The sequence below is a fragment of the Edaphobacter bradus genome, from assembly GCF_025685645.1.
Classification (GTDB): Bacteria; Acidobacteriota; Terriglobia; order Terriglobales; family Acidobacteriaceae; genus Edaphobacter; species Edaphobacter bradus.
Genome location: NZ_JAGSYF010000002.1, coordinates 354145 through 371364 on the forward strand (window position 1 = coordinate 354145; position 17220 = coordinate 371364).

The 17220-nt window shown below is 56.9% G+C and carries 13 protein-coding genes; 2 read left to right on the top strand and 11 right to left on the bottom strand.

From position 1 onward, the window contains the following. Positions 1-244 precede the first annotated feature (244 nt). Positions 245-595, bottom strand: coding sequence for a hypothetical protein (locus OHL16_RS07600; protein ID WP_263366513.1), 351 nt, complete (start codon positions 593-595; stop codon positions 245-247). Between the two features lie 1369 nt (positions 596-1964). On the opposite strand from OHL16_RS07600, the gene OHL16_RS07605 reads away from it, so the two are divergent. Together OHL16_RS07605 and OHL16_RS07610 are read left to right on the top strand one after the other, a co-directional pair. Then, positions 1965-2348, top strand: a complete 384-nt coding sequence (locus OHL16_RS07605) for a copper resistance CopC family protein (protein ID WP_263366514.1) — start codon at positions 1965-1967, stop codon at positions 2346-2348. Between the two features lie 15 nt (positions 2349-2363). Continuing rightward, positions 2364-3968, top strand: a complete 1605-nt coding sequence (locus OHL16_RS07610) for a copper resistance D family protein (RefSeq protein WP_263366515.1) — start codon at positions 2364-2366, stop codon at positions 3966-3968. 38 nt (positions 3969-4006) lie between these two features. Here the strand turns inward: OHL16_RS07610 and OHL16_RS07615 are convergent, their stop codons facing one another. The 10 genes from OHL16_RS07615 to OHL16_RS07660 form a co-directional block, all read right to left on the bottom strand. Beyond that, positions 4007-6469, bottom strand: coding sequence for a TonB-dependent receptor (locus OHL16_RS07615; RefSeq protein ID WP_263366516.1), 2463 nt, complete (start codon positions 6467-6469; stop codon positions 4007-4009). Positions 6470-6985: 516 nt separating this feature from the next. Then, on the bottom strand, positions 6986-8284 hold the full coding sequence (gene dctA / locus OHL16_RS07620; protein ID WP_263367426.1) for a C4-dicarboxylate transporter DctA: 1299 nt from the start codon (positions 8282-8284) through the stop codon (positions 6986-6988). Positions 8285-8388: 104 nt separating this feature from the next. Then, positions 8389-9267, bottom strand: a complete 879-nt coding sequence (locus OHL16_RS07625) for a cupin domain-containing protein (protein ID WP_263366517.1) — start codon at positions 9265-9267, stop codon at positions 8389-8391. A 73-nt stretch (positions 9268-9340) separates the two neighbouring features. After that, positions 9341-10507: a dihydrolipoamide acetyltransferase family protein gene (locus tag OHL16_RS07630; protein ID WP_263366518.1), complete on the bottom strand. Its 1167-nt coding sequence runs from the start codon at positions 10505-10507 to the stop codon at positions 9341-9343. A gap of 56 nt (positions 10508-10563) precedes the next feature. Beyond that, positions 10564-11904: a M24 family metallopeptidase gene (locus tag OHL16_RS07635; protein ID WP_263366519.1), complete on the bottom strand. Its 1341-nt coding sequence runs from the start codon at positions 11902-11904 to the stop codon at positions 10564-10566. A 21-nt stretch (positions 11905-11925) separates the two neighbouring features. Beyond that, on the bottom strand, positions 11926-12924 hold the full coding sequence (locus OHL16_RS07640; protein WP_263366520.1) for an alpha-ketoacid dehydrogenase subunit beta: 999 nt from the start codon (positions 12922-12924) through the stop codon (positions 11926-11928). Further along, positions 12917-13912, bottom strand: a complete 996-nt coding sequence (locus OHL16_RS07645; RefSeq protein ID WP_263366521.1) for a thiamine pyrophosphate-dependent dehydrogenase E1 component subunit alpha — start codon at positions 13910-13912, stop codon at positions 12917-12919. Before OHL16_RS07645 ends, OHL16_RS07640 begins: the two co-directional genes overlap by 8 nt. Next, positions 13909-14802, bottom strand: coding sequence for an NAD(P)-dependent oxidoreductase (locus tag OHL16_RS07650; RefSeq protein ID WP_263366522.1), 894 nt, complete (start codon positions 14800-14802; stop codon positions 13909-13911). The genes OHL16_RS07645 and OHL16_RS07650 overlap by 4 nt, the downstream gene beginning before the upstream one ends. Positions 14803-14807: 5 nt before the next feature. Beyond that, positions 14808-15632: a FadR/GntR family transcriptional regulator gene (locus OHL16_RS07655; protein WP_263366523.1), complete on the bottom strand. Its 825-nt coding sequence runs from the start codon at positions 15630-15632 to the stop codon at positions 14808-14810. Between the two features lie 148 nt (positions 15633-15780). Then, entirely contained in the window at positions 15781-17148 is a 1368-nt protein-coding gene (locus tag OHL16_RS07660) for an NAD-dependent succinate-semialdehyde dehydrogenase (protein ID WP_263366524.1), read from the bottom strand. Between the last annotated feature and the right edge of the window lie 72 nt (positions 17149-17220).

Here is a 17220-nt window from a genome sequence, read left to right on the forward strand (position 1 = left end):
TTCCCTCGAGCGGCGTTTCAAAGGAAGTTTCCGGACTGCACTCAGAATCCAAAGGGTGTGAGAGATGGTTCTCTCTTGGGAATGGGAGATAATGCTCAGCATGTTGCTCCTTTGCGTAAAAAGAAAAGGGAGAAAGGCGACGACGCGAGTAGCCGTCGCATCGGCCGGGACGGCGCTGGTGCCGGGGACAAGGTGCCACTGATGTACACCTGCCCACTCATATGGGCGATCTCAAACTCCACCATCACCTTGCGGTTGGCGTACTGGGGATCGATGTGAAGTGCTTGCGGTACCAGTTGATACCGCCGCCAAGTTCACCCTCACCGCCGGACTCCTCGTTGATGAACATCGTCATCTGGTAGGCCGAGTATGGTACACAAGCTGTCTGCCATCTCGAATCGTCGAAGGAAGGATCTTGTGCATTCGCAGGGTCCCGATTCAACAGGAACTGCCACGGCGTCTCGCCCATGTTGACCGCAACTCGGTCAGACGGTGCCGGCGAAGTGCCCTGTGCAATCGCGAAACCACAAAATGCAAAAAGTAAAAAGAGAATCAGGCGGGCAGATACAGAAACACAGCTTTCGTTCCGTTTCAATGGTCTCTCCTCATTCAATTGCTCTGGTTCACAATTGAGCTCGCTGCGACTGATAAGAGTCAGGGATGATCGCCGCGAATAGAGCCGATCATCTCACAAATTGTCAGCGTGAAGATTACTATAATGTTATTTTAGTTACCATAGTTTTGTGTAACTGTAGTGCGAGCAATTTGATTACCATTCGGACTCCATCTCCGAAACAACCCTTGGGTATTCGTCAGCGTGGTCTGAGAAGAGCCACCGGGGCGCGCTTTGCGTGTCAACACTCCCCTACCCGCGCCCAAACCAGGAGAGTAAGCCATTACGAGTATGCAAGCGGACTAGAAGCTATCGAAGAGAGATACTCCTGAGCGTCTAAGCGCATCGCGATGGTACGACACAGAGTCAAACCCAGTCGAAGTGCAGCCCAGAAATCCGAGACAAAAAGCCAGCGGCATATACTTAGCGCAGACCATTTGGGTAGGCGGTGCAATAGGCCTGGAAACCTGGAGAAGGCGATGGGCAATATCCCGCAAGCGGGTAGTGGTCTATTGGCCGACATTAAGGCAGGTGGTCACCGCCTAAGGTTGCTTGTGGTTGAAACTGGATACGGTGTGGCGGCGAACATTTACTCTTTCACGGAATCAAGATGGCTCTTTCCTCCACATTATTTTTCGACTTTGGACATCGCCCGGCAGTGGAGCGAGTGGGAACTCCGTTCTTACGTAAAGACAATCGGCAAGGTTCCTCCGCGCATAAAATGGATTTCCACAAAGAAAGGTACTCCCAGGTAACTCTAATTCGCTGTGGATACTTATCCGACAAACCTAGTCTCAGTTTTTGCGTGATTACTGAGCCCGGCGCTGTCCTCAGTGTGAGCAGACCCAAGAACAACAAACGCAACCGACAAGTTGACCAAGGAGTGAATTTGCAAGAGATTTGCAAGAGCGATCGGTGATTCTTGCACTTTCTGCACTTTTTGGATTCTGCAAGTTGCAGATTCTATTAGCCGAGCGGGGGGGGAATCCCGTCTCTGGCCACCATATTTCAGTTATTTACAAGCCCTCGAAAACCAATTTCGCTCCGAAAACGTTTCAACTCCGCGTCGGAGTCGGTCCATTGCGCAGAAGATACCATTCCTCTTTCGCTGCCTCAGTCGTAGTTATCAGTCGAGTCTCCGGGGAATCCTAACCAACACGTTCCATAAAATCGGTTATGCTGTCCTGACCGAAATATCGATCAAAATCGGCTGGCTTTACGAGATGTGGTCTCTTTGATTCAGGACAGGACTGATTAACTTGAACGGTGGTGCCTTAGGGCGGGCAATCTCGGAGGATAGCGTCCTACTCAAGGGTGTGACTCATTTTGCTCAAGGAGAAGCGGATTGGATATGCGCAGGAACACCTGGATCCTTACGCCCTTGTTTGTAACCGCTATCGTTGTTGCTTGCGGTATTGCGCTATTTGCTCCCCGAGTGGCGTTGGCGCACGCCGTGTTGGTGAGTTCTCAGCCAGGAGCGAACAGCACTGTCTCGGGTCCGGAGGTCGCCGTCCTCCTCAAATACAGTTCAAGGGTCGATCTGGAGCACTCGACTCTCACGTTGCTCGACCCTGATGGCAAAGTGGAGAAAGTCGCCATTGAGAGCGAGCCCTCGCCCGGGTTGTTGTCTGCCAAGTTGACCGGGCTCGTCAAGGGAGCGTATGTGCTGCGCTGGCAGGTCCTGGCCACGGATGGACACATCACTCGTGGCAAGGTCCCCTTCCAAGTAAAGTAGAGCCCGAGAACAATCGTGATCTGGTTCCTGCGCGATATTGATCTGCTGACGGTTCTACTACGCGCGGCAACGCTGGCCTTCGAAGCGTTGCTGATGGGAGGCGTCGCATATCTTCTGGCTGTGGCGCTGCCGGCGAGGGCGAGCGCGGCCGTCGAAGACTTTTGTCGCCGGGGCATCCGGATGGCCGCGCTTGCGTTGGTGGCTGGCGAGGTTGCCCTGGTTTCGGCATCCGGCGCCCTCCTGATGAGCGGCTCAGATTTGACGCTCACGGATGTGACCACCACGAACTTCTTCCGCGCCGGCTCTTTCGCAATCCTGTTCGCGATTGGACTCTGGATCTGCGCACGCCTGAAAAGCAGCACAGCGACGGTGGCGATGCTCCCGTTGAGTCTACTGCTGCTAGCGGCTACGGTTTCCATAAGCCATGCGACGGCACGCATCGATTACCGGGTCCCGTTGGCGATTCTCACAGCCGCACATCACTTGGGTACAGCGGCTTGGGTTGGCGCAATGCCCTATCTGTGGATCTCCTTAGGCCGCGTCGAAGACGTTGACGAGGCGCGGCGTTTGACCGAGCGCTACTCCCGGATGGCGTTGCTGGGCGCGGCAACGCTGGTGTCGGCCGGAGTGGGCATGGCTGGGTTCTATCTGGGAACGTGGAGCGCGCTATATACCACCGCGTCTGGCGTTATGGTGGTTGCCAAGATTTACCTTTTGTTGGCGATGGCTGTGCTCGGCGCCGGGAATTGGCTTCTGGTGCGGCGTCTGGCCAGTGATCCTGAACCTTTGCTAGCGCGGCTGCGCCGGGTCGCTGAGGCAGAGATTTGTCTAGGATTCCTCGCGATATTGACAGCGGCTTCGCTGACCTCTCAGGCACCTGCGGTCGATGTTACCGCTCAAGATAGGCTGACAGCTCACGAGATCTACGTGCGTATGCATCCAGAACCGCCGCGCATGACCAGTCCGTCCTTAGCTGCGCTGGCTCCTCCAGGTTCACTCGCGGTGGCTGTCGCGGACAGCCAGTTCGCTCCTACTGTGCATAGCGATGACACTGACAAAGCATGGTCGGAGTACAACCATCACTGGGCAGGGCTGATTGTGCTCATTGCAGGGCTGCTGGCGCTGCTCAGCCGGCACCGTGCTATGCGCTGGGCCCGCTTTTGGCCGCTGAGCTTCGCTGGTTTAGCCGTCTTCATCCTGCTGCGCGCCGACCCGGAGAACTGGCCCCTTGGACCACGTCCCTTTTGGCAGAGTTTTGCCGTGCCCGAAATCCTGCAACATCGTCTCGGAGCACTTTTGATCGTGGTTTTCGCAGCCTTCGAATGCGCGGTGCAGGCAGGCAAGCTGAGGACGCGGTGGGCCACTTACGTTTTTCCTGCAATGTGTGCTCTCGGCGCCGCGACGTTGCTGACGCATGAGCATTCGGCCCAAGTGAAAGAAGCGCTGCTTGCGGAGATGAGCCACACCCCTATTGCGCTGCTTGGTGTTTCGGCGGGTTGTAGCCGATGGCTGGAGCTGCGTTTACCCAGGAGCCGCATGGCCACCATCGCCGGCTACCTCTGGCCGCTGTGCCTGGCCCTGGTCGGCTTGATCCTGCTGAACTACCGCGAATTGGCATAGCAGAGAGAACCCAATTTGAGTTGCGCCATGGCTGGCTCTTAGAAGAGGAAATCGAAATCAGCTAAAAGGTGCCGCCCGTAGTTGCCAAAGAAAGATCCGTATAGTGGGTCGCCAGAATTGTTGTGCACCTGAAGCGGATTGTTATGGTCTGTCAGATTACGGAATGTCAGCGAAATTCGCACGGCATGCTTTGTGGCCATGGTGAAGTCCTTCCCTACCCGCAGATCGGCCGTGAAGTACGCTGGGTATCGCGGCTGCGCCGCAGATACAAGCGAGATGTAATTCTGAAATTGGTCGACAGGCTGCCAGGTGAATCCGTTGCGATATTCTACGCGCGGCCATATATGCATTCGCCATGGCAGCTTAGTTGTACCCCACAGAAGAAACCGATTCGGGATCTCGCCAGTTGTGCGAGCTGTGATCTGCGACCGGACGACAGGGAAAGGAAAGTCTCCCAGATACGCGGACGCGTCGGTAATGTCTCCACCAGCAAATTGGCGTACATAAGAGAAGAAGAATTGGCGTTCCTTTTCCGCACCAAGGCGTGACGTGAATTCAAACTGGTGGGTCTGCAGCGCGCCTGAGCCAGCAAGTACCAGGGCGCTTTCACTCGTACTCGTTTGCGGGGTGAGTGTCAGTTGGTTGCGCGCATCTGCATGAAGATAACGCAAGCGAAGGCTGAAATATTGATTAACGACGCGTTCACCCTCAATGTTCCAGGCAACACTGTAAGGGGCGAAATTGCCGTCACGTCGACCTTGATGGATAAATAGGCACCGTGACGGGGACTCGCTGGTCAAATTGAGATAGCGGCGGGGACCGTCCGTAATGTTGCCATTACCGTCGTAGGTCGTCACGACCTGCTCTGGATAACTGCTAAAGGCGTAAGTCTGGAGTGGTATCGAGTCATAGAAGATACCAAGACCGCCTCGGATCACCGTCGAACCATCTCCTAGCGGAGACCAAGCCAGGCCCCCTCGCGGCGCAAAGCGAGAGGTGTAGGTGAGCGTCTGGGTCTCATAGCGCAAACCTGCGTCGATAGCCAGGTGTTTGTCCACAACCCAGTGATCCTGCGCGTACACAGCCGGTTCAAAATCCGAAACGCTGAAGGTGCCGCTGCCAGCAAAGGAGATTCTTCGCAGCAGTTGGCCGGAGGAATTGACGATGCTGACATCGTGGCCCACGGCAGTACCTTGATCTTCTGCGTGCGCGAGGATACCACCGATCTGGAGAGCATGCTGGCCGTGCCACCTCACATTCGCAGGAGACCATGTTTCGATCCACTGAAAGCGCGTAGCCTCGCGGCCCTGCTGACTGTAATAGCTACCGGAATTTCCAACAGGCGAGAGGACCATCGCGCTTTGCGACTGACCGTAAACGTTAGTCGCGACCCGAGTACCGGCAAAAATAGACGTAAGAAGGCCACGGCCAATGGAGAAGCGGTGTGCGATCGTTCCAGTATTTTCCTCATAATCAGCATTCGGTGTCACTGGCTGCGGATCAAAATAGTTCAGATTGGCGTATTCAATCGAGTGCGGCGCAAAGTGGAAAGTTGCGGTGATTGCGTTACGAGAATCGGGCACAGCATCAATTTGGGTGAATGAGTTGACCGCGTTCGAGCGAGTCTCATTCACCGGATGCGGGAGCGTACGAACTTGGGCGTTGTCGACCAGGTACTCGAAGCCTTCCACAAAGTACAAATGATTTTTGATCAGCGGGCCGCCCAGGTTCAGTCGCGGTGAAGCATCGCGCACACCTTCGAGATGCCAACTGCGAATACGCCAATCGGGAAAAGGATCATTCAGGCTGTACTCCCACTTTTCGCCACCTGGACGAGTTTCTGCACTCACGACTCCAGCAGTGAAGCTTCCATATTGGGCAAGATAAGGAGACTGCATCACCTTGAGCAGATCGACAGTATCAATGGGAACACTTAGGCCAAAACCTCCCGTGGCAGGATCATTGACAACGACTGAATTGATGAGAAGGCTGCTGTGCTCTTCATCCCGACCGGAGATCTGCACGCGGCCTGCGGGAGTACGGATGACACCGGGAACCAGCGGCAAGGCCTCGACCACAGTATTAGGACGCAGTGGACTATATTTGGCAGATGCAACGGGTAGCTTCGTCTCGCTGCTGGAGCTTTCCGCCAGCACGCTTTGCGGAGAGCTCTCTACCGTTACGCTCTGTTGCACATCAACCTCAGGCGAGAGGGCAATCTCAAGATTGGTCTCGTCCTTGGCGTTGATGTCGGTCGCCGCAGGCATGTATCCCTGCAGGTGCGCGGAGATATGAAGAGTTGTCGAGTCGTTGCTGCAACCACGCAGAGTCCCGCGTCCCAGATTGTCAGTGATCGTCCTGCAAATGATTCCTGCTTGCGAGGTTCCTTCCACGATCACGCCGGGCAAGGGACGTCCATCCTCGCTCACCATATGCACATTGATTGCGCTTACGCTTGGCTGACCATATACACCCGGCACCATGCAGAACATTGCTGTCATGACCAGGGCCAGCCTGCTTCGATGTGCAAGCAAGTCGTGGACATTGCAGCATTTTCGTACTGGAGTATCGGGTATCAAAGCACGAAGCCCTTTTACTCTGACGATCGAAAGAGTCGTTGCGCGCGGCCGTTCACTCTGGATCTACGAACCGACACCAGTTCATTGTTCTGACGCTTTCCTCAGCCCTTTGTCCTCTGTTTGCCTCAAAATGTGTTCGTACGCCTAAGGTGGGCTTGTCAGCCATCAGTTCTATCCCGAACACACCAATGACGGGGCCTCAGGAGGTCGCCCCGAGCACAAGTCAAACGCAAAGCGTTTATAGGAGGACTCCTCCCGTTAAGGCGCTATATTACTCTTACCTTGTGGTTATTCGCTTTGGGCGGTACACGTCAGCAGTTCGAATTCGCTGGGTACCATCTTTTCAATCACATATGAGAATCGGCCACACATCCCGGCCGCAGCCCATCACCCGTCCCAGTCGCTGATCGGGAGCACGGAACGGCCCCGGAGGCCGGGCTACAGGCTGCGGCGTAGTGTCGGAGAGTCGATTTCTTTCTCCCACCGGGCGACCACGAGGGTTGCCACGCCATTGCCAATCATGTTGACCGCGGCGCGAAACATGCTCATAAAGCGGTCGATACCGAGAATAAGAGCCATGCCCGCGACCGGAACGGTTGAAACGACCGATAGAGTTCCAACTAACGCGATGAAGGAAGCGCCTTGTACGCCACTCGCCCCTTTGGAGGTGAGGACGGCAACGGCGAAGATGGTCAACTGTTGGGTGAGTGTGAGATGCGTTCCCGTGGCCTGGGCCACGAAGAGCGCTGCCAAAGTAATGTAAAGGCTCGTGCCGTCGGTGTTGAACGCGTACCCGGTGGGTACTACCAGGCCCACCAGCCCCTTCGAACACCCCACTGCCTCAAGCTTTTCGATGAGCGATGGCAGTGCAGCCTCGGAAGAGGCCACAGCCAGTACCAGAAGGATCTCTTCCTTGATATACAGAAGGAACCTGAAAACGTTAAAGCCCGCCAGAAGCGCAACACCCCCCAGCACGACTACAACGAACAAAATCGAAGTGATGTAAAAAGTCCCGATGAGCTTGAGCAGCGGTCCGAGCGACCCGATGCCATACTTGCCCACGGTAAAGGCCATAGCGCCGAATGCACCCAAGGGCGCAAGACGCATAATTATGTTGACGACCCCAAAGATCGCGTGCGTAACCGTGTCCAGTAGAGCAAGAAGCGGTGCGCAACGCGCGCCCATGAAGGACAAGGCGAAGCCAAACAGAACGGTTACCAGCAAAACCTGCAGAATATCGCCCTTGGCAAATGCATCCACGATCGTGACCGGGATGATGTGCATTGCAAAGTCTGTTACGCTCTGCGCCTTCGCCTGGCCGGCATAGCCCTCAACGGCTTTGGCGTCGAGAGTCGCGGGATTGACGTTGAACCCAGCACCGGGATGGACCAGATTGCCTACCACCAGACCGATAAAAAGAGCCAGTGTCGATACGACCTCGAAGTACAGGAGGGCCTTGCCGCCCACTCGACCGACTTTCTTCAAGTCCTGCATTCCGGCGATGCCGGAGACAACTGTGCAGAAGATGATCGGGGTGACGACCATAGTGATAAGCCGGATGAATGCGTCGCCTAGGGGCTTCATGGCGACGGCGCGGGCAGGGCTGAAGTAGCCGAGCCCGATTGCCAGCACGATAGCGACGCAGACCTGAAACCAGAAGCTGAAGTAGAACGGAGTTTTGCGCTTCAGCTCATCCGTCGCCCCGACGGGGAGCTGTTCTATGCTGGCACTTCCCATGTTCAATACCCTTTCCCGTCGCCGCCCTGGATGCGGCCGTTCCTGTGTCGGCAAAATTCAAAGGCAGGATGCCTAGCTATTTAGCCAGCTGACCGCCGGAAACATCAGGTCGGGTACCGCTCGCGCATGATACGCCACTCGCTATCGAATCGGAACGCTTGACGCGCCGGTGGTTGAGGCGTTTGCGTCTCAATAAATCGGACCGGCTCATCGCCCTTTGTGAAGATCGCGTGCTTTGCGCCGACTCCTGTCCAGCACAACGTGCCGGGCTCAACAACGTATTTCTTGCCCTCAAACTCACACTCGCCAATGCCCGAGACGAAGAAGTACGACTCCTCAAAGGGATGCGTGTGGTGAGAGCCGCCACCGCCCTTCGCGAATTCCACTACGAACATCGTCATGTGCGCCGATCCAAAGTTGCGATCGACCATCATCTTTTGGCTGATCAATCGCGCACCATCACCGCTATAGCCGTCCATTTGCAAGTTGCCCGGCGGGGGAAGCTGCGCATCTTCGAAGTGTCCAACGAAACGCGTACGAGCGTCGCCTTTATCGAAACGCTCGATCCTGGTCGGCCAATCAAATTCGCCCACGAAAAAGGTATCCTGCCCAACGCTTCTGGCAAGTGGCTGCGGGGCGATCATCTCCATCCACCGGGCGCCATTGCCGCTGCTTGACCGCATTGCGTGTGGTGTCCCCACGAGCACAAGGGCGTAGTCGCCCTGACCCATTCGATAGGCTCTGCCATCCATCATCAGGTCAAGCTCACCTTCGAGGACGTAAAGACTTTTCTCATAGGCGAGCACGTTCTGTTCGAGATGACCACCAGGTTCAAGCTGAACTATCTGATGAGCCATGTGGACGGCCGCTTCGGCCGTGCGATGGTCGATAAGTGAGACCCGCGAGTAGCCCTTTGAATGCGGACCATAGCCGTCGGGCACCGAAAGATTCTTTTCTTCAAAACGAACTACTGCATGAGCCATGGAGCCTCCGGTAACGGAAATTCATCTCAAAAAACCGAATTACAGATGGCGGCACAGTGCCGTACAAGATGGCTTAGGTGAGCCAGCGGCCCGGTTCGTGTATCGCTTCGGCCAGGTCGTGCAGGAAGGTTGCAGCCTTGGCTCCATCGATCACGCGGTGATCGCATGAGATCGTCAGGCTCAACATGGGCCGCACGGTGATAACGCCGTTAATCGGAACGACCCTTTCGGCGATCTGGCCGACAGCCAGAATTGCAGCCTGCGGCGGCGTGATAATGGCGCAGAAGGAATCGATGTGGAACATTCCCAGGTTGCTAATGGTGAAGGTGCCCCCTGTAAGATCCGCAGGCCGTAATCGCCCGGCCCGAGCACGGTCCGTCAGCTCGCGGCGTTGCCTGGCGATCTCTCCGAGCGGTGCATTGTGCGCGTTTCGAACGACGGGCGCTACGACGCCGTCCTCGACTGCCATTGCAATCGCCACATTCACCTCTGGGTTGAGGCGGATTCCATCCTCAATCCAACTGGCATTGAGGCGCGGATGTCTGGCCAGCGTGCGAGCCACAAGCGCGATCATGATATCCGTGTGTGTAAGCTTTACGCCGAGTGCTTGTTCTATTGCGGCACCGCGCGCAGCACGCGCGTCGTTCAACGCTGTTGCATCGACCTCCTGCTGAAGGAAGAAGTGCGGTACGGTGGTCCAGCTTTGCGTGGTGCGCTCTGCCATGAGTCGGCCGATAGAAGTCAATGGCTCGTGTTGAACCGCTGCCGGAGTGATTGGAGCATTCGGGAGCGCATCGATGAGGGCCTGGATGTCGGAGGCTAGAATCTCTCCATCCTGGCCTGAACCGATCACCGAACTCAGATCGATGCCAGCCTCCTTTGCCAGTCTGCGCGCCTTGGGAGAGACTTTACCTGCGGATGTCGTGGGCTGCTGAGAGACGTCCACCAAAGGGAGGGACATTTCTGTGACAGGGGAAGTTACAGGAACCTCAGCCGCGGCTGACGCCGGCAGAGCTTCTCCTGGTTTGAGTATCCAGGCGATCGTCTGGCCTACCGGAATGTCTGTTCCGATTTCGCCTGTGACTCCGGCAAGGATGCCGTCAGCAGTGGCTTCTACCTCCATGACCGCCTTGTCCGTTTCTATTTCGAGAAGGAGGTCGCCCTTAGCAACGCTGTCGCCTTCCTTCTTGAGCCAGCCGACAAGTTTTCCTGTCTCCTGCGCCATTTCGAGTGCGGGCATTACGACGCTTATAGCCATAGTTTTATTGGGGAACGCAGGGCCGCGTGGCCATGACGTCAAGCCCCGATCCTTTCTGTTTGTGCGCCGGCCGCAATCAGGTTGCGTACGTCTTGGCTTGGTGCTGTCTCGGTTTCACGCGTCGTGGGAAGAGGTCCTCCGACGGTGTAGTAATGAGCGCCCGCGACGAGGAGTTTTTCTGCCGGAAACCGTGTGATGACCTCGTGACCGGTCTCCGTCACTACAATCTCTTCTTCAATGCGCGCGGCGCTCCAGCCATCCTTCGAGGGCCAGAATGTCTCAAGCGCAAAAACCATGCCCGGCTTGATTTCCTGCGGGTGATCTAACGAGACGAGGCGGCTAATGACCGGCTTTTCCCAGATTGCGAGGCCGATGCCGTGCCCATACTGGAGTGCGAAGGCAGCCTCTTCGTTGGGGAAGCCGAAGTCCTGGGCTTTCGGCCACACCGCAGCAACTTCGCCAGTGGTGCGTCCGGGCCGGATGAGATCGATTGCAGCATCGAGATAGTCTCTGCAACGCTTGTAGGCATCGACCATCGCATGCGACGAGTAGCCAATCGAGAAGGTGCGGTAATAGCAGGTGCGATAGCCCATGTAGGAGTGCAAGATGTCGTAGTAGACAGGATCGCCGGGGCGCATGATCCGGTCGGAGAAGACGTGCGGATGAGGATTGCATCTTTCTCCCGAGATGGCATTCACAGCTTCCACGTATTCTGAACCCATGTCATAGAGAACTTTGCTGACCAGGCCCACGGCTTCGTTCTCGCGCATGCCAGGCTTCATCGCCATATAGAGCTCGTGATAGGCTGCGTCGACCATCGAAGCAGACGTGTTGAGCAATGCGATCTCGTCCTTCGTCTTGATGACGCGGGCTTCAGACATGAGTTGCTGGCCATCGATGACCTTAATACCCTCGCGCTGCAAGGCGAACAGAACCGGCAGCTCGATAATGTCAATCCCCACGGACTCCTTATGCAGACCGCGCATCTCCAACTCGATTCGAATCTTCTTCGCGACGTCTTCCGCACGGCCGTGCTCAGGAGACATGGTGCCACGCAACATCGATATGCCCGGACGCGACCGCTCTCCCAGCCAGGGACAATGCAGCTGGTGATGCCGTGCGGCCGAGCCGAAGTCCCACAAAATAGGTTCATCGTTCTGCGGCAACAAGACAAAGCGGTTTGCTTTGTCCTGAGCCCAGGTGCCGATGTGCGTCGACGTTAGGTAGCGCACGTTGTTCATGTCGAAGCAAAGCAATGCACCCATTTCGGACTTCTTGAGCAGGTCCTTGGCGCGCTGGAGTCTCTCTATACGGAGGCGATCGAAATCGATACGCTGCTCCCAGTCAACTCCCATTGTTCCGTAAGTCGGCAGTGCCATTGGTTTCTCCGGTTCCTTGTCTTACGACTTGCTGCAGAGCTTTTGTGCTGCTGCAAAGAGTGTCTTCTCGGTCGGCACGGTCAGATCCTCCAGAGGAGGAGAAAATGGTATGGGAACATGCATCGCTCCCATGCGGATGACCGGACCGTCGAGGTGGTAGAACGCGCCTTCAGATATCACCGAAGCCAGCTCCGCGGTGACACCGTACCTACCGTAGCCTTCATCGATCACGATGGCCCGTGAGGTCTTTTTCGCGGATTCAATGAGCGTCTTCTCATCGAGCGGCCACATTGTTCGCGGATCGACAACCTCTGCGCTGATGCCGACTTCTGCGAGCATGTCAGCCGCCCCAAGCGCCACTTGAACCATACTGCTGGTGGCGACCAGGGTGATGTCTGTGCCCACGCGTTTAACATCCGCAACGCCGAAGGGTATGGTGTACTCTCCCGTCGGCACTGGCCCCTTGAGTTTGTGGTGCATCATCTTGTCTTCGAAGAAGACGACTGGGTTCTCATCGCGGATCGCGGTCTTGAGCAGGCCTTTGGCGTCGTAAGGTGTCGAGGGTATCACGACTTTCAGGCCGGGTACGTGGCTCAACCACGCGTGCAGGGACTGGGAATGTTGAGCGGCCGAGCGGCGGCTGGCACCCAAAGTCGTGCGAAGTACCATCGGGACTCTCCATTTGCCGCCGGACATATAGTGGATCTTGGCAGCCTGGTTAACCATCTGGTCCATCGTGAGGGTGAGGAAGTCCCCGAACATAATGTCAACGACTGGACGAAGGCCTGTCATAGCTGCGCCGACAGCGATGCCTGTAAACCCTGCTTCGGAGATGGGTGTATCGAGGACACGGTCGGTCCCGAACTCCTCTACAAGCCCGGACAGCACTTTGAAGGGAGTGCCAGCTTCGGCCACGTCTTCGCCGAGGATGCAGACGCGCGCGTCGAGGCGCATCTCTTCTGCGAGAGCTTCCCGCACTGCTTGTGCAAACGTTAGTTCACGAGTACTGGTATCAGGCATAGACGTGCTTCTCCACTTCTTCCGGTCCCGGATATGAAGCTGCGATGGCGAACTCCACGGCTGCCTTCATCTCTTCGCGAACCTCGGCCTCGACAGCGTCGCACGTGGCCGCATCTGCGAGGTTTTCGCGAATAAGCCATTCGACATGCAGCTTGATGGGGTCGCGCGTGCTCTTCCACTCCTGCTCTTCCTGCTTGCTGCGGTAGTATTCGCGGTTAATGTCGCCGACGTGATGGCCGGTGTACCGATATGTATTGCACATCAGGAAGGCTGGCCCCTCGCCTGCGCGGGCGCGATCAATAAGCTGCTTGGCCGTGGTGTAAACGGCCCTCAAGTCCTGACCATCCACGGTTTCTGCCTTGACGCCGAAGGCGGTGGCACGAGCGCAGATGTCGCCTGCAGTGGTCTCGCTGTAGTGCGTGTACTCGTTGTAGAGGTTGTTTTCGCAGACGTAGATAACCGGCAGCTTCCAGAGTTGGGCCAGGTTTAGCTCCTCATAGAAAAGGCCCTGGCCCAGAGCGCCTTCACCGAAGAAACAAGCGGCAACGCGGCCATTCTTCAAATGTTTTGCCGAGAAGGCCGCCCCTGTAGCGATGCCCATACTGCCGCCAACAATGGCGTTCGCGCCCAGATTGCCTGTCGCTGGGTCTGCGATGTGCATCGAACCGCCCTTGCCGCGGCAGTAGCCGGCCTCCTTCCCCAGCAGCTCGGCAAACATCAGATCAGGCGACGCACCTTTTGCCAGACAGTGTCCGTGTCCCCGATGAGTACTGGTGACGTAGTCCTCCTTATCGAGCGCCTCGCAAATGCCTACGGCGATAGCTTCTTCGCCGACGTACAGGTGAGCGAGGCCAGGCATCAGAGCACGCGTGTAGAGCTCGTTCACCTGCTCTTCAAACAGGCGGATGCGCACCATCTGCCTGTGGGCATGCATCCAGAGGTCTTTCGTGGTAATGGTGTTTACGGGCAGTTCGGAGAGGGTAGTCATTTTCCAACTCCTGTGTGGATTCCGGACATTTGCGCGAGAACATCAAACATCACTGCGAAGTCCAGCTTGGCCCAGTTCATGCCTCGGGCAGCTGTAAGAAATTCGTTGCTCACGGCGGTGGTGGGCAGCGGTACGTCCAACTGACGGCCGAGTTCCAGCGCCAGCAGCATGTCCTTCTGCATCATGTTCACGTCGAACCAGGCCTCTTCCGGCTGCTGCAGGACGAACGGGCCCCGGTACTTGACCATGGGAGAAGCGATGGCGCTATGCGTCAGCACATCGACGGCGACTTCACGCTTGATGCCGCTCTTCTCTGCCAGAAGCACGCCTTCGGAGAAGGCCAGCATCTGTACCGCAAGGCTCAGGTTGTGGGCGATCTTCATTGAGAGCGCGAGTCCATTGCAGCCAACGTGGGTCACCTTGGGGCCAATGTCCAGCAGTATTGGCTTAACGCGCTCGAAGGTCTCTGCCCTTCCGCCCACCATCACGGAAAGCTGCCCTTCCTGCAACGTGATGACGCTTCCGGAGACGGGCGCATCCAGCATGTCGGCACCGCGAGCGCGGACCTTTTCGGCAATTTCGCGGCTCAGGTCCGGGCCGACGGTGCTAATGTCGACGAAGATTTTGCCGGCGCTGATGCCAGCCAACAATCCATCCGGGCCTTCCGCAATCCCCTTGAGCGCCGGTCCGTTAGTGACCATGGCAAAGACAACATCGGCTGCTTCGGCTACTTCTCGGGGGGACTGTGCCAACTTCATCCCCTTCTTGACTAACCACTCCGCCTTGGACTGCGTGCGGTTGAAGCCGGTCACTGTGTGCCCCTTACTCAGCAGCCTGTCTACCATCTGGCCGCCCATCACTCCGAGACCGATAAAGCCGAGGTTTGCCATTTCGATTACGCCTTTCGTTTTGAAGGAGGGTGTTCCATTCGGGACTCGCCGCCTATGGTTGAAGAGGCAGCCGAATCCTGGTGGACTTGCTGCAAGTGGGTACGCATAGCCTTGCGTGCCTTGGCTGCATCCCGCTGCTCGATTGCTTCCAGGATGAGTTTGTGATGAACCTGACCGCGCTGCGGTCCGCCCTTCACGGCAAAGATGCCGATGCGCTGCTCACGCAATACGCCCACGATGGAATCCAGCAGAGAGAGGATGAGCGGATTGCCTGCCGCCTCCGCCAATGCGAGATGGAAGTCGAGATCGGCTTCAATATAAGCATCAGGGTCCTTCATGCTGCGATCCATTATGGCTACGGCTTCTCGCATCATGGCCAGCTGCTGCTCTTCAATACGCGTGGCGGCGAGAGCGGTGAACTCGGGCTCCAGAATCTCGCGCATCTCCGCGACGTAGGTGAGGTTTTCAAGGTCGCCGCTCTTCATGAATGAGTCGAGCGAATGGCGCATGGACTGGGATTTTCCGGATGTGACAAACGTGCCCCGGCCGGAGTAGGCCTCCACGAGTCCCTTCTCGCTCAGGGTCTTAACAGCCTCGCGAACTGCCGTGCGGCTCACGCCAAACTCCAGGGCCAGTTCGCGTTCGGCCGGCAACTGGTCGCCCGGCTTCAACTTGCCTTCCCGAATGGATTCCTCGATCTGTTGCACGATCTGCTCGTAAAGCCTTGAAGCTCGAACCGCTTTATACATAGACACCCCTCTCGACGTCCCAGCTGGAAGGCTGGTGATGGTCGGAACACTATACAGGATGCCATGGGCGGGACGGTTCATCGTAACTGCTGACTCCTTAGTAAATGCATGCTGACTGACCGCTGGCCCAAGATGCCTATCTGGTCCATAACAAGTACCAATGGTTTAGTGGTTATACCGCAATGCCGCAAGCAGAGTAAATAGTATTTTTGAATTTATTTTTCCGAACCTATTTCTCGATCCATACCGTCTTGATGTTCGTAAACTCCCGAATGCCAAACGGCCCAAGTTCGCGGCCGAATCCAGACTGCTTGACTCCGCCAAAAGGCACTCGCGGGTCAGAGGCCACCATTTTGTTGATGAAGACCATCCCGGCTTCAAGCCCGTAGATGAAGCGGTCTCGCTCGGCGCGATCTTGTGTCCACACGCTGGCGCCCAGCCCGAAGCGCGTGTCGTTGGCGATGCGGATGGCCTCATCGGCATTCTTGACGCGAAAGATGGAAGCGACCGGGCCGAAGAACTCTTCACTGTAGGCGGGCGAATTTCTGGGAACATTCGTCAGGACAGTTGGCGGATAAAAGTTGCCCTTCCCCGGTAGAGGCTTGCCCCCGGTGAGCAGACGCGCGCCAGCTTCGATGGACTTCTGCACATCGCGCTGCATGTCTTCGACAGCGTCCGTCGTGGCAAGAGGGCCGAGTTCGGTCTTCGGATCGAGAGGATCGCCGACGTTCAGCGCTTCCATGCGCCTTACGAACTCCTGCTCGAACCTGTCGCCGATGGACTCTTCCACGATGAAGCGCTTGGCGGCGATGCACGACTGGCCATTGTTCGCGACCCGCGCCTTCACCGCCGTGGCTACAGCCTCGTCGAAGTTGGCGCTGCTCATCACAATATACGGATCGCTTCCGCCCAGCTCCAAAACGACTTTCTTGATGCGTTTCGCCGCGGAGATGCCAACCTGGATGCCCGCCCCTTCACTGCCTGTGAGCGTGGCGGCGACGATGCGTGGATCATCCAGAATTTTGTCCACTTTCGAGGCGCCAACCAGCAAAGTCTGAAAGACTCCTTCAGCGAACCCGGCGCGAAGAAAGACGTCTTCCACCGCCAGCGCACTCTGAGGGACGTTGGACGCGTGCTTGAGAAGGCCAACATTGCCGGCCATGAGTGCCGGGGCGACAAAGCGCACTACCTGCCAGAAAGGGTAGTTCCACGGCATGACGGCGAGAACCGGCCCTAGCGGCTGGTAGCGGATATAGCTGTGGCTGGCGCTCGTCTCGACGGCCTCGTCTGCCAGGAATCGTTCGGCGTGCTCGGCGTAATAGCGGCAGGCCCAGGCTGACTTAACAGCCTCATCGATTGCGGACTGGATGGGCTTGCCCATCTCCAGACTCATCATGCGGCCGAGACTTTCCTTTTCCTGCTCGAGGATCTCTGCCGCCTTCAGCATCCGCTCCGCGCGGTATGCAAAGCTGGTATTCCGGTAGGTGACGAAGGTCCGGGCTGCCAGCTCGAGCTTTGCCTCCAGTTCCTCATCGGTGAGCGACTCGTAGGTCTTCAGCACTTCCCCGGTAGCCGGATTGACGCTTGCAATAGCCATCTGCGGTTCCTTCCTTATGGGGTGTCTGTTGACCAGACCCCTGTGGTCTGACATTTATACCGCAAATGCCCC